Source organism: Ruminococcus sp. HUN007 (genome assembly GCF_000712055.1).
GTDB lineage: Bacteria > Bacillota > Clostridia > Oscillospirales > Ruminococcaceae > HUN007.
On the sequence record NZ_JOOA01000002.1, the window covers coordinates 1,201,958 to 1,215,498 of the forward strand.

Annotated in this window: 10 protein-coding genes and 2 pseudogenes; 4 read left to right on the plus strand and 8 right to left on the minus strand. The window is 44.9% G+C overall.

Annotated features, from left to right (window positions below; all coding sequences use genetic code 11):
- Positions 1-121: 121 nt before the first annotated feature.
- The 3 genes from CC97_RS09300 to CC97_RS09310 are packed head-to-tail and all read right to left on the minus strand — an operon-like array spanning position 122 to position 3,034.
- On the minus strand, positions 122-1,042 hold the full coding sequence (locus tag CC97_RS09300; RefSeq protein ID WP_044974737.1) for an ABC transporter permease subunit: 921 nt from the start codon (positions 1,040-1,042) through the stop codon (positions 122-124).
- Positions 1,039-1,857 carry an ABC transporter ATP-binding protein gene (locus tag CC97_RS09305; protein WP_044974738.1) on the minus strand — a complete coding sequence of 273 codons (819 nt, stop codon included), beginning with the start codon at positions 1,855-1,857 and terminating at the stop codon, positions 1,039-1,041. Before CC97_RS09305 ends, CC97_RS09300 begins: the two co-directional genes overlap by 4 nt.
- Positions 1,844-3,034, minus strand: a complete 1,191-nt coding sequence (locus tag CC97_RS09310; protein ID WP_044974739.1) for an ABC transporter substrate-binding protein — start codon at positions 3,032-3,034, stop codon at positions 1,844-1,846. The genes CC97_RS09305 and CC97_RS09310 overlap by 14 nt, the downstream gene beginning before the upstream one ends.
- 171 nt (positions 3,035-3,205) lie before the next feature.
- Here CC97_RS09310 and CC97_RS20990 point away from each other — a divergent pair.
- Positions 3,206-3,355 (plus strand): annotated as a pseudogene (locus CC97_RS20990) (phage antirepressor protein); the annotation flags it as partial.
- 134 nt (positions 3,356-3,489) lie between these two features.
- Here the strand turns inward: CC97_RS20990 and nifH are convergent.
- The 3 genes from nifH to CC97_RS09330 all read right to left on the minus strand — a co-directional run bounded on the left by nifH (position 3,490) and on the right by CC97_RS09330 (position 5,747).
- Positions 3,490-4,344 carry a nitrogenase iron protein gene (nifH, locus tag CC97_RS09320; RefSeq protein ID WP_044974741.1) on the minus strand — a complete coding sequence of 285 codons (855 nt, stop codon included), beginning with the start codon at positions 4,342-4,344 and terminating at the stop codon, positions 3,490-3,492.
- Positions 4,345-4,524: 180 nt separating this feature from the next.
- Positions 4,525-5,400 carry a radical SAM protein gene (locus tag CC97_RS09325; RefSeq protein ID WP_044974742.1) on the minus strand — a complete coding sequence of 292 codons (876 nt, stop codon included), beginning with the start codon at positions 5,398-5,400 and terminating at the stop codon, positions 4,525-4,527.
- Positions 5,376-5,747 carry a NifB/NifX family molybdenum-iron cluster-binding protein gene (locus CC97_RS09330; RefSeq protein WP_044974743.1) on the minus strand — a complete coding sequence of 124 codons (372 nt, stop codon included), beginning with the start codon at positions 5,745-5,747 and terminating at the stop codon, positions 5,376-5,378. Before CC97_RS09330 ends, CC97_RS09325 begins: the two co-directional genes overlap by 25 nt.
- 353 nt (positions 5,748-6,100) lie before the next feature.
- On the opposite strand from CC97_RS09330, the gene CC97_RS09335 reads away from it, so the two are divergent.
- From CC97_RS09335 to CC97_RS09345, 3 genes and pseudogenes are all read left to right on the plus strand, one after another.
- Entirely contained in the window at positions 6,101-7,180 is a 1,080-nt protein-coding gene (locus CC97_RS09335) for an ABC transporter substrate-binding protein (RefSeq protein WP_044974744.1), read from the plus strand.
- Between the two features lie 264 nt (positions 7,181-7,444).
- Positions 7,445-9,053 (plus strand): annotated as a pseudogene (locus tag CC97_RS09340) (nitrogenase component 1).
- Positions 9,046-10,389 (plus strand): nitrogenase component 1, encoded by a 1,344-nt coding sequence (locus CC97_RS09345; protein WP_044974745.1) that lies wholly within the window; start codon positions 9,046-9,048, stop codon positions 10,387-10,389. The pseudogene CC97_RS09340 and the gene CC97_RS09345 overlap by 8 nt, the downstream one beginning before the upstream one ends.
- 180 nt (positions 10,390-10,569) lie before the next feature.
- On the opposite strand, the gene CC97_RS09350 is transcribed toward CC97_RS09345, so the two are convergent.
- On the minus strand, positions 10,570-11,910 hold the full coding sequence (locus CC97_RS09350) for a nitrogenase component 1 (RefSeq protein ID WP_044974746.1): 1,341 nt from the start codon (positions 11,908-11,910) through the stop codon (positions 10,570-10,572).
- Entirely contained in the window at positions 11,903-13,537 is a 1,635-nt protein-coding gene (locus CC97_RS09355; protein ID WP_044974747.1) for a nitrogenase component 1, read from the minus strand. Before CC97_RS09355 ends, CC97_RS09350 begins: the two co-directional genes overlap by 8 nt.
- Positions 13,538-13,541: the final 4 nt, after the last annotated feature.

Here is a 13,541-nt window from a genome sequence, read left to right on the forward strand (position 1 = left end):
TCGCCCCGGTCCCCGCGCTGATTTTTAGTAAATCAGCTCTTTCTTATTAATCCTATCAGATTACTATGTTATTATAACATTACTTATATGATTTGTCAATAGGTTTTTTCTATATTTTCAATTATCTCTTCCAGCGGAGAAGATAATTCTGAAGTTTGTTGAACAGGAATGTTACTGCGATAACAACAAAACCTATAACAAGCAGTCCGGTAATGGTCCTTGTGTAGTCACCGAAGTCGGAATAGTATTTAACGTAATAGCCCATTCCGTCACGGGCGCCGATCATTTCCGCTGATGTAAGAAGGATGAATGAAACGCTGAGTCCCTGGTTGCATCCTAAGAAGATCTGTGAAAGAGCCGCCGGGAGAATAACACGGAAAAGTGTTTCGGCCTTTCCTACGTTAAGAACCTTCGCTGAATCGATTATCCTCTTGTCAACACCAAGCACACCGCTCATTGTTCCTGCAAACACAGGCCAGAACGTTGCAAGGAAAATTACAAAAACTGATACTGACCTGAAAGTCGGCAGGAGTGCAATACCGTAAGGTATGTACACTATAGGAGGTATAGAACTGAAGAACTTTGTAATGTATGTGGCTGCTCCGCCTACACGGGCACTCCATCCGATAAACAGTCCCAGAGGTACTGCGACCACAACTGCGATCAGAAATCCCTGTATAGTCGTTCCGAGTGAACTGAGAACATTTATGCCTATCTTGCTTCTGTCTTCCACGAACTGATGGATAACAGTTCCCGGAGCAGGAAAAAGAAGGTCATTAAGAATATTGAACTTCGCTGTGGCAAGTGACCAGACCGACAGAACGGCATAAACAAATCCCACAATGTCAAGGAGAAGTGCAAGTGACTTTTCCTTTTTTATTAAAGCAGATGCTGCAAGTGTAATAACTTCTATACCGACAGCGGCTGCAATAAGTGATCCAGTGTGTACTTCCTTTACTGATTTGTCAGGAAGAAGCTGTATAAGAAGAAGCACTGCAAAAAGCAGATGTGTGACGCGGAGATATCTTTTTGCGAAATTCACAGTACCACTTCCTCTCCGCCGATACGCTCAGCAATATCGTTATAGAGAAGCGCCAGAAGTCTGCTTCTGAACTTTCCATATTCATCTGTCTTAACAAGTTCCTCACGGCGGCGTGGACGTTCAAACGGAACATTTACGATCTCGTTTACCGTACCCGGATGAGCTGTCAGTACTACTATTTTGTCTGAAAGAAGTATAGCTTCATCAATGTCATGAGTTACAAAAACAACTGTCTTTCTTTTTTCAGTACCGTCGCCTTCCCAGAGCTCAAGAAGAAGCTCCTGAAGGATAACACGGTTCTTTGCATCGATAGCACTGAACGGTTCATCCATGAGAAGGATCTGTGTATCCATTGCAAGCGCTCTGGCAATAGCTGCACGCTGCTGCATACCGCCGGAAAGCTGTGAAGGATATTTTCTTCCGAATTCGCCGAGGCCTACCTTGCTTAAGAACTCGTCAGCAATTTTGCTGCGTTCGCTTCTTTTGATGTCGTGACGGGCCTGCTTGATACCGAATTCAATATTCTTCTTGGTAGTCATCCACGGGAACAGCGAGTAGTGCTGGAACACTACCCCGCGTTCGCTTCCTGTTCCGTGAAGTTCTTCGCCGTCTATTTTTACTGAACCGCCTGCAGGAGCATAAAGTCCTTCAAGCACGCTTAAAAGTGTGGATTTACCGCATCCGCTGGCACCAATAACGCTTACGAATTCACCGTCTGCCACGTTGAATGAAACGTTTGTAAGTGCGTTGAAACTGCGTTTGTTTTCTGTATAATTAACTGTAAGGTCTTTTATCTCAATCTTATTCGTAGTCATTGAAATGCTCCTCCAACGATTTGTAAATTTCATCGGAGTCTTCGGCTAAAATACTGTCAAGTGCCTTCTTGTAGATAGCAGTGTTGTATAATGGTTCGATATCGTAATCTTCTGTATATCCGAGTTCAACAATAGTATCCTTAAGTGTAAGTGTTCCCTTCTTGTCAGGGTCAGGACTTGAAACGCTGTATCCGCCGTAGACTTCTGTTTCTATGAAATCCTTGTCAATGTCGATGTATTTCTGAACATCAGCGATCGTCTTATCCTTGTCTGTCTGTGTGAAATGGTATGCCTTGATGAAAGCACGTTCAACAGCAGTGTAGGTGTTAGGATTATCATTAAGTGCTGAAGTCTTGGCAACCTGACGGCAGCATGGCTGGTTTTCAAGTGCCTTTTCATGTGCGCAGTAGTAAACTACTTTGTAGCCCTGTGACTTTGCGAGTGACGCATAAGGTGAGTAAACTGAAGCTGCGTCGATGTTATTGTTGAGGAGTGCAGCATAGGCATCCTTCTGGCTGTCGAAGTAAACAATGTTTACCTTATCTTCGCCTTCACCGATCTCAATGCCTGCATCCTTAAGAAGGATCTGTAACTCGGCATCCTGAACGCTGTTCTTAACTGAAGCTACGTTTCTGCCTTTGAGGATCTGAACACCGAGTTCATCCTTGTCAGCGAATTCTGACTTGATAACGTAACCGTGACCGTTTGACATTGCACCGCCGAAGATTGTAACATCGTGGCCCTGGCTCTGGAATGTGAGAGACGGAACTGAACCGATGAAAGCAATGTCGAGCTTGTCTGATTCAAGACCGTTCACAAGTTCAGACGCACTGGAGAACTGTGTAAGTGTTACGTTAAGACCTTCGTCCTTGAAATAACCTTCCTCAGAAGCAACGAATGCAAGAAGATGAGCTGTTGAGTTGAGGTATCCGATATTTATGTTTGTCTTTTCAGGAACTGCTGCAGCTGGTGCTTCAGCGTTGTCATCTGCCACACTTTCCTCGCTGTTTTCAGCTGTCTTGTCGTCTGCACTTTCAGTTGCAGCCGGTGACTGCTGACCTGAAGCAGGCTGTGCGTCGTTCTGGCTGTTATTTAAAGCTCCGCAGCCTGTGAATGTAAACATTGAAGCTGCTGCAAGGAATGCGATTGCTTTTACTTTACTGTCTGAAAATTTCATATAGATCACCTTTCATTTAACTGATTAATGTTTGTTATTTCTTATTGCATACTTATCATATCATCTTTATAGGTATTTGTCCAATACGTAATGACTATTGTTACCTATAGATTAAAACTATTAGAAATACTGTTATCAGACGGCAGGTGCCATTACCTTTTTGCGGCGAAGGAGGCTGGTAACGAGTCGGTTACAAACTGTAACCAACTGAAATTAAAGTCACCTAAAGACGGAAAGAGATATGCTACCGATGTCGCAAATACAGAGCAGCTTCTCCGCATAATACAGTCCGTTCCTTCAAAGAAAGCTGAACCTTTTAAAATGCCATCTCATTTCATTCTGAGATGGCATTCGTCTTTCAGCGACCAGACAGAAACGGTCCCGGACACATGTGTTTATGAGTCCGGGACTGTTTCTTTGATCTATATGATTTGCATTTATGGAAATTGCCTTGATCAGATTACGTAGTTGTCCTTGATATTATCCATCAGTCCGTATTCAAAGAGAATCTCCTCCAGGCGTTCGGCTGAAAGCGGTTTCGGAATGACAAAGCTTGTGTTTTCCTCTATTCTGCGTGCAAGTTCACGGTACTCGTCAGCCTGCTTTGCCTTCGGATTATGATCAATAACGGTCTTTCTGTGGATCTCGGCGCGCTGTACTTCGTTGTCACGCGGTACGAAGTGGATGAGCTGCGTTCCGAGTTCCTTTGCGAATGCTTCAACAAGCTCACGTTCACGGTCAACGTTACGGCTGTTGCATATGATACCGCCAAGACGTACTCCGCCCTGTGTCGCATAGCGTGCAATACCCTTTGAGATATTGTTCGCTGCATAAAGCGCCATCATCTCACCGCTGGCTACTATGTAGATCTCCTTGGCCTTGCCCTCACGGATCGGCATTGCGAAGCCTCCACAGACAACGTCACCGAGAACGTCATAGAAAACATAGTCAAGATCATCAGTGTAAGCTCCGAGGCTTTCGAGAAGTCCTATTGATGTAATGATGCCTCGTCCTGCACATCCTACACCCGGTTCCGGTCCGCCTGATTCAACGCAGAGCGTTCCGCCGTAGCCTTCCTTGATGATATCTTCAAGTTCTATGTCATCACCGTTTTCACGGAGTGTATCGAGAACCGTCTTCTGCGCAAGTCCGCCGAGAAGAAGTCGTGTGGAGTCGGCCTTCGGGTCACATCCCACCACCATTACCTTGTTGCCTCTTTCGACGAGTCCTGCTGTAAGGTTCTGTGTAGTTGTTGATTTGCCGATACCGCCTTTACCGTAGATAGCGATCTGTCTTATTTCTTTAGCCATTGTATTATTTCACCTTTCATTATTTATCGTTTCGTAAAACTGATTTTTCACGTTATCAGTGCAGGGAATTCACCGCTGACACTGTTTCCTGTCTGCTCATTAAAAAGATACTGTACCGCCGCGAGCAGAGTATGCGGCGGCACAGCTGCAGGGATCTGTCCCTGCTTAACGGAGATGACTTTATCCGTGTGAGAACGTATCCTTATGGGCTATACGTTTGAGATATATCTGGTCACCGAAATCCTTTTCGCCGGGAACGCCTATTGCATCCGCGCGGCAGCGCTGGCAGTGACGGAATACATCAATATATTTCTGTGCCTTCGTTCTTGCAGCATCTATCTGAACACAGGACGGTTCAGGATAATCCTTAAGTTCATACTGAGGAATGAGCGGGATTATATTGTAAATGGATGCTCCCGCTTCTTTCACTGTGCGGGCGATGTCTTCAATGTGTTCATCGTTTATCCCGATGACAAGCACCGTGTTTACCTTGACCGTTATGCCCGCAACACTGATTTTCCTTATGCCTTCAAGCTGATTTTTTATGAGGATCTCAGCTGCTTCCGTTCCCGTGTAGTGCCTGCCGTGCCAGAGTATTCCCCTGTTGAGTTTTGCACTGATCTCAGGATCGACCGCATTTACTGTGACTGTAAGTGAATCCACACCGGCACTTATTACGTCATCCGCTCTTTCAGAAAGCAGAAGGCCGTTTGTGCTCATGCACTTTACAAGTCCGGGAAATCTGTTTCCTATAAGTCTGAAGGTTTCAAGTGCGTAGTCTGAAGCCAGAGTATCACCCGGTCCGGCAATGCCTGCGACCTTTATTTCCGGACAGAGTTCCAGTGATTTACTTACTGCCTCCACCGCCTCATCCGGTGTGATCACCGCCGAAGCAACTCCGGGACGCTGTTCGTAGTCATTTATACGTCTGTCACAGAAACGGCATTCTATATTACATGTAGGACAGACCGGAAGATGTATTCTTCCTGTGGATCCTTTCTTTCCCCTTGCGTAGCAGGGGTGTTTTGTTGTCAGCTCTTCGTAGGGGATCGCCATCTGTCCACCTCCCACAGTCTGTCACTTAATATCTTTTCCAGAAGCGGCTCAATGAGAAACGGAGATTCATATACTGTAAATCCGCGGCTTTCCATCTGAGCTGATGCTCCCTCGCCTATCTTTGCAACAAGTATTGCCTGAACATCCTTAAGTACATCTGCCACCCTGTCAAATGAAGATTCGCGGTGGAACTGTCCTTCACATACGCGTTCTGAATTTCGCGTATCAACATAATTACAGGTGTTGTTTTCCGTATCAAGGTCAACTATGTAAAACCTGTCAGCATGACCAAAATGCTGGTTTACGACCTTGCCGTCCGATGAGGCAATTGCTAACCTGTATGTCATTATATCGCTCCTTTTTGATTGGTATGGTTTGATTATACACTAAGCCTATAGGTTTTGTCCAATACAGGTTTCCGAGATAGTGTTCTAGGAAAAGCCGATAGCTGTCTGTCTTTCTTATTTCTATACTATATTACTGCCCTCGCTGCAGACCTGTGACAGTTTGATCAGAATACCGGATCTGCCCGAAGATCATGAAGCTGTATCTGAACAGATCAGCATTTCGGGGCAAAACAGTGCTGCATCTCGGAAAAATCTATAATGCTTAATATCAATTTGGTATTGGACAAACAAAATACAAGCAGTTAAAATAGAAACATGATCCGGATCAAAAATATAAAAAGGAACTGATAAAATTGAAAATTACAGAAAAAATACTCTCCGGTGCCCTTGCACTGACAGTCGCTCTGACAGCCTTCACCGGATGTTCTTCATCTTCAGAAAATGCAGCAGAGCAGAACACGGAGAAGAAAAAGTTCAATCTGGGACATCTTAACTCCACAGCACATCTTCTCGGATTCGTCGCAAAGGAGGAAGGCTTCTTCGACGAAGAGGGACTCGACGTAACACTTACACAGCTGACAAGTTCGACAGAACTGGTAAACAGCCTTGAATCAGACAAGCTCGATGCAATACTGCTCGGTGCATTCGGCGGAATGGCCTTTCAGAGCAGCGGGCACGACATAACATACTTCGGCGGTGCCATGACAAACGGCCACGGCTACATCATCAAACCGGAAAAGGCAAAGGGATTTGAACGCGGAGACGTAAATATGCTGAAGGGCAAAAACGTTGCCGTAACAAAGAACTCCACGGACGATCTTGAACTCCAGATTCTTCTGAAGGACAAAGGAATTGAGATCGGTGAAGGTCCTGACAAGGTGAACATAATCTACTTTGATTCACAGAAAGACTCATACGCCGCACTTCTCAACGACAATATTGACGCAACACACGTTTACTCACCGTATGCATCTCTCGGACAGCGCCAGGGATATTCGCTGGTCTACTACGATGTGGACTTTGACATTTTCGAAAACATTCCGTGCTGCCGTCAGACTGCAAAAACGGAAGATCTTAAAAACGACAAGGACACTTATGTTGCGTTTGAAAGAGCTATGATAAAAGCGTATAAGTTCTATCAGGAAAACGAAGCTGAAACAATTGAAGACGTAAAGAAGTACATCAACATTGAAGAAGACGACATTAAAGTTGAAGTTTACGGCGGATTCAGTTCATCCAATCCTGACCCGGACCGCCTTGCAACGATAAACGTAAAGGACCGCGCAGTTGACGTCGGCATTTACAAGGATTTTGACATAGAATCACACATAAATACTGAAATATATGACGAAGCACTAAGCAGCATTCTGAAGGAAAATCCTGATGATGCCATTTACAAATCACTTAAGGAACATTTTGATAAATACCAGTAATGAAAAAGCAATAAAGAAAACAGGCATGCCGTTTTATTTACGAAACAGCGTGCCTGTTTTTTGTTCTGCTAAGGGAACATTGATTTAATCGCAAATCCGGCTTCGCCCCGTACCCCTGCGCTGATTTAAGAATAAATCAGCGCTTCACTAAGTACTTAGTTTTCCCTATACCCTTTACTAATAATTCAATATTGGACAAACATCAGGTAATACTATAAAATATATAAGTGTTATAGGTTAAACTAATATGAAAGGAAAATCATTATGGCTACCAAAAGAATCAACCTTGATCTCCCTTCGGTGGAAAAACCGCGAACTGAGACTTGGTACTATCATTTCATGGAACGGTACAACAGGCGACCTTCTCAAAGAATCAGACTACGAAGGAAGAAGTGAAAAGAACTCCGGAAAAGGCGGCTGCTGCGGAAAAAAGGGTGAAGGATGTAAGCTCTGCGAACTGAATCTTCCTTTTACACAGCAGACAATGTGCTGCCACGCAATAATAGAGACACAGGTTTCAAACATTACGGACTGCGTACTTGTTGAACACTCCCCTATCGGATGTTCAGCACGTCTTCCGAGAATAAACATCACCTACAACCAGACTCTTGCAAGACGAGGCAAGGAACCTCAGACAATAAGAGTTTTAAGCACAAATCTTCAGGAAAACGACATGGTTTTCGGTGCAACAGCAAAACTTAAGAAAACCATCCGTGAGGCATATGAACGCTACTCGCCGAAAGCAATCTTCGTCGCACTTGCCTGTACAACGGCGATCATCGGTGAGGACATTGTAAGTACTTCTTCCGAACTTCAGGAAGAACTCGGAATACCGGTGATCCCGCTCGAATGTGAAGGCTTCCGCAGCAAGCACTGGAGCACTGGCTTCGACATTGCACAGCATGCAGTACTCAGAAGCATTGTAAAGAAAAAGCCGGAAAAGAAGCAGAAGGATCTTATCAATATTTTCGCTCTCTACGGCTCCGATTATTTCACTCCTCTGTTAAAGCCTCTGGGACTCAGAGTCAACTACATAATCGACGGTGCAGACTATGACGGAATAGCACAGAGTTCAGAAGCAGCAGCTACAACGACATTCTGCCACACACTCGGCTCATATTTTGCAACAGTACTTGAAGAAAAATTCGGTGTTCCGCAGATCCACGCACCAATGCCGTACGGATTCAAGGGTACGGACGAATGGCTCAGGGCAGTTGCCAGAGTTACAGGCAGGGAAGACATCATCGAAGACTACATAAAATCGGAACACGAAAGAGTTCTACCGAAAATAAACGAACTCCGTGAAAAACTGAAAGGCCTCAAGGGATATGTTGCAACAGGTTCAGCTTACGCTCATGCTGTTATCTCGGTTCTGAGAGAACTCGGAATACAAATCGACGGTTCGCTTGTTTTCCATCATGACCCTGTTTACGACAGCGGTGACCCGAATGAAAACTCACTCAAACATATAAACGACACATACGGTGAAATACCGGACTACACTGTCAGCAAAACTCAGCAGTTCCAGCTTTTCGGACTTTTAAAGCGTGTGCAGCCTGACTTTATAGTTATAAGACACAACGCGATCGCACCGGTGGCTATAAGAATGGGAATTCCGTCACTTCCTGTCGGCGACGAACACATGACAGTCGGCTACGACGGAATGATAAGACTCGGTGAAGCGATCCTTGAAATTCTTTCAAGAAAGAAATTCGGTAAAGCTCTTAAGGAACACGTAAAACTTCCTTACACTGACTGGTGGCTTTCACAGGAGGATCCTTTCATAATTGCAAAGCATCCTGAAATAATCGACGAAGCACCGGACAGATTCACGGCAAAAAAGAAAAAACGGAGTGGAAAGAAAAATGGCTGAAAATAAAAAGAAGAAATCATCAAGTATAACTCATGCAAGATACGGCTGTGCCATTGGTGCAGTAAATACAGTAAACGCGATCAGGCGTGCGATACCGATCGCAAACTGCGGACCGGGATGTGCTGACAAGCAGTTTATCACACTTTCCTTCAGCAACGGATTCCAGGGCGCTGACTACGCCGGCGGCGGTGCAGTGCCGAGTGTAAACACCGGTGAAAATGAAATAGTTTTCGGCGGAAGCAAAAAACTTGAATCGACACTGAAATCCGCATTCAAAATAATGGACGGTGATCTTTTCGTAGTACTCACCGGATGTGCACCTTCACTTATCGGTGATGACGTAGGAGCAATAGTAAGAAAATACAAAAAGGAAGGCTATCCGGTCGTATTCGCCGACGCTGCCGGATTCCGCGGCAACAATCTTATAGGTCACGAATCAGTTGTAAAAGCTATCATCGAGCAGTATGTCGGGGATGTAAAAACCGAAAAAACAAAAGGACTTGTAAACCTGTGGGCCGACATTCCGTACTTCGATACGAACTGGAAAGGCAATTACAGCGAGCTTAAAAGAATACTCGAAGGTGCCGGATTAAAGGTCAACGTTCTTTTCGGAACAGATTCCGAAGGTGTAAAGAGCTGGAAGAAGATCCCGAAAGCACAGTTCAACCTGGTAGTCTCACCATGGGTAGGTTTAAGTACTGCCGAACTCCTTGAAGAAAAATACGGCCAGCCGTACCTCCACATTCCTGTAGTACCGGTCGGTGAAAAGGAAACGACTGCTTTCATAAGAAAGGTAGTTGAATTTGCGGGAATCGACAATAAAAAGGCTGAAAAATTCATTGCAAAGGAAACTGCTGATTATTACTACTACTACGAACATATTTCCGAATTCATTTCAGAATACTGGTTCGGCCTGCCGGCTCGTTTTCTCATTGCTGCAGATGCCCAGACCACACTCGGCATCTCAAAGTTCCTGACAGATCAGATAGGTCTTATTCCTGCAAAGGTGATCATTTCGGACAATACCCCTCAGAAATACCGCGAAGCGATCGCTGAGGAGTTTAGAAACATTTCCAATGACACGAGCATTGACGTTGATTTCATCGAGGACGGATACACAATAGAAAAGGAATTCGACGAAGCCGACTACGGTTTCGGCAAGCCGCTCTTCCTTGCAACAAGCTGGGACCTTGACGTGGTAAGAAAACATAACGGTCTTTTCGTTCCGGTCGGAACACCGAACAACTTTGAAGTTGTTCTCAACCGTACTTACTACGGATATCGCGGTGCTCTTACACTGCTTGAAAAAATATACTCTGAAGTTGTCAGAGGTTAATATAAATATATGCAGCTCTGCTCATTTGCAGAGCTGTTTTTTTACATCTGCTATATGATCTTTTACATAGTCTCAGGAATCAGCAGATCATGTCTGCATCCTGCATACCGGCTGATATTTATGTATAGATATCAAAGGACCGTCACCGTTTACGTTACGGTGACGGTTTATTTTTATTGATCATCTGCTGCCCATTGCCGCAGTATAGACTTTTTCGATAAGTGTCAGTGCACCACGGTAGCCGACATAGCTTCTGTTCAGTACAACTTCATTTGCTGAAGGAGCTGAGGTTTCGATAAGAGTGAGTCCCTTATCTTTAGCAAGCTGCTTCTCCCAGGAGCTTCCGAAGATCACACCTATCTCTGTTCCGAAATCAGTTTCCTTCAGCTGTTTTTCGATCCAGTAGCCGTCCGTTTCAAAATCCGGCTCGACCGACAAACCGTCTTCCGTAAGATTATGATATACATCGCGTATGCTTTCACGGTACTTTTCCGGAGGGTTATCAGTAATTATGTTCTTTAGCGGCACAAGTCCGAGCTGGTCAGAAAGGAACTTTGTAAGTGCCGTATTGTATGTACTGTCACCTACAACCGCAAACTTCGACGGAAGTCCGAACCAGTACTGCGAGAAGAAAGCTGAAAAATGTTCAATGAAATCATAATACTGCTTTGCTTCCTCTTTAATGAAGTTCTCCGACTTTGATTTTTCGATGCCGGCGAATTCCACCACCTTGCGCAGAAATTCAGTTGTTGCTTCCTCACCAATCGGGATGACCGGAATGTGCAGATATTTCTGACCGTATTTCTTTTCGAGATGTTTAACTGTTTTAAGTCCGACCCACGGAGAAATCAGCAGATTGAAAGCCGCCTTCGGGATGTTCTTCCAGCTTTCACTTCCCTTGCTGAGCGATCCGAAAAGAATATTGACTTCAAATCCTGCACCTTCAAGAACACGCTTTATCTCAGAATAATCACCTCTCCAGAACGGATCGAAATACGGTGTCTCGAACCAGAGATTAATAAGCTTTTTACGTTTCCTGCCCTTAAAGTCTCCCACAAACTGATCTATGATCGCTATCGAGATCTGTTCATGTCCGTAAAGATTATTACCCTTGAACCCTGCTGTCGAAGCATTTACGATGTTATAGCCCTTATTCCTGTATTTACGCACTACGGAATCAACATCATCGCCGACAAGTTCACCTGAACATCCGGTCAGTATTACAAACAGATCACCTTTCATGATCTTCAGCGTGGATTTTACAAGTGTGTCAAGCTTTTTAGCTCCTCCGAACACCACCTCATTTTCTCCGAGGTTCACACTTGGAATATTCCCTGCTGCGGGATACACTGATCCCTGTGAAGCGGTCGTAATGATACCGGCCTGTTTTCCGACACAGCCCGGACCGCAGTTTGCTATCGGAACTGCTCCCGGTATAGCAGCAACGGAAAATACCGCTCCTATCGCACAGCCGTAACGCGGATGTGTTATTGTGTTTGTTCTTTTGATATTGTCAGCCAACTTCTTTTTCTCCTTCTGCTTTATTTTCTGTATGGATCACTGATTTGTTTTCTTTTTCCGTATGGATCACCGCTTTATCTTCTTCATCAAGTAATTCAGGATGCCTTGCAAGGATAAAAGGATCTTCCTGACTTAACCACCAGTCTGTATATCCCAGTTCCGTATGCCGTGCAAGTATTCTGTCAAAACGTTTTCTTGCGATAATATTAAGAATGATCTTTCCGGTTCTGATGATTCCGTCATAACCGATCGGAATGCTTTCATCGCCCATAGCAAGCGACGGTATGCCGAGCTTTGCTGCTATTGTGGCCAGACCGCCGTGACGGATGATAACAAAGTCTGCCTTCGAACGCTTCAGTATGGCCGGGAGCTGGAAAGGCTGTGTCTTGCTGACGGTGAAGTAAGGAATGTCGCCGTAATTGTCGACTAAGAATTTCAGTGTGTTCTGATGTTCATTTCCGCTGTCATAAACAGGATCGTGGTGAAATACTATGGAACCGTCAACACCCACTCCGAGTTCCTTGAGAACTGAAGTAAGACCGTGTGCATAGGCTGAACCGGTCATAACGAAACCGTACAGGCCTTTCAGTTTTTCACGCAGTGCATCGAGTTCCGGCTGTATTCTCCGGTGCTCGCTTTCTATATATTCCTCAACGATGTCCTCTTTGCCGGCCACCTTTGCTATCGCACGCAGCCATTCGTCCGTTGCTGCTATCCCGTATGGCTGAGGTGCGTTTATCTGAGGAACACCGAAATGTTCTTCAAGTGCAGTCGCCATATAGGAACCAAGTGTATGGCAGAAAGTCGTTGTCGCCAGGGCTTCACTTGCCTGTTTAAGTTCATCGTAGCTTGCCATGTCAACGAGATAATTCACACGAAGTCCGAGCGGTTTTAAAATGTCGCTGAAGTAATCCGTTCCCCAGAGCTGAACTATGTTTATAAGGTCCTTCTGTTTTTTCTTCGGATTTTTCTCAACTATGCTTCGCAGGATTCCGTGCTGTGAAATATCAAATCCCGTGCTCCAGTGCTTTGAACGGAAGCCCTCACAGTGAAGAGGAATAACTTCAATTCCGAGTTCATTCTGCAGTTCATCAGCTATACTGTCGATATCTTCACCGATGATCGCAGTTGAGCACGCCATCGAAATAAATATCGCTTTCGGCGAGTATCTGTAGTAAGCGTCGCGGATAGTCTGTCTGAGTTTATTGCTTGCACCGAACACCATGTCATTTTCAAGAAGATTGGTGCTGAGAATGCTAATTGTCTGCGGCTGTTTATGTCGTCGGGCAAGTCCTATATTCATTGAAACATTGAGTCCATGCTGCTGGGCTGAACATCCTATCGGAGAATGTTCAACAAGAATACAGTCAGTGAGATTTCCTATCTGACATGCTACCATGGCATGTGCACAGGTAGTTTCCTGGCTGAAAGGCATGTTCAGTTCACACAGCTGACAGGCTCTTCCGCGCTTTCCGCAGCATTTATCTGTTTTCTTTGCGCTTCTGTCTTCATAGTCAGAAGCCTTCAGAAGTTCAGAAGCAGAACCGTCCCATGATGTTATTGTACCGAGTCTCATTTCACGGTTGCTGCATTCGGACATTGACAAATTTATTTTTCGGGTTGACATAAAA

Excerpts from the sequence above, each read along its gene's own strand:
- CC97_RS09305 (WP_044974738.1), bottom strand. The coding sequence starts at position 1,857 with ATGACTACGAATAAGATTGAGATAAAAGACCTTACAGTTAATTATACA.
- CC97_RS09345 (WP_044974745.1), top strand. The coding sequence starts at position 9,046 with ATGGCTGAAAATAAAAAGAAGAAATCATCAAGTATAACTCATGCAAGA.
- CC97_RS09325 (WP_044974742.1), bottom strand. The coding sequence starts at position 5,400 with ATGGCGATCCCCTACGAAGAGCTGACAACAAAACACCCCTGCTACGCA.
- nifH (WP_044974741.1), bottom strand. The coding sequence starts at position 4,344 with ATGGCTAAAGAAATAAGACAGATCGCTATCTACGGTAAAGGCGGTATC.
- CC97_RS09355 (WP_044974747.1), bottom strand. The coding sequence starts at position 13,537 with ATGTCAACCCGAAAAATAAATTTGTCAATGTCCGAATGCAGCAACCGT.
- CC97_RS09330 (WP_044974743.1), bottom strand. The coding sequence starts at position 5,747 with ATGACATACAGGTTAGCAATTGCCTCATCGGACGGCAAGGTCGTAAAC.
- CC97_RS09310 (WP_044974739.1), bottom strand. The coding sequence starts at position 3,034 with ATGAAATTTTCAGACAGTAAAGTAAAAGCAATCGCATTCCTTGCAGCA.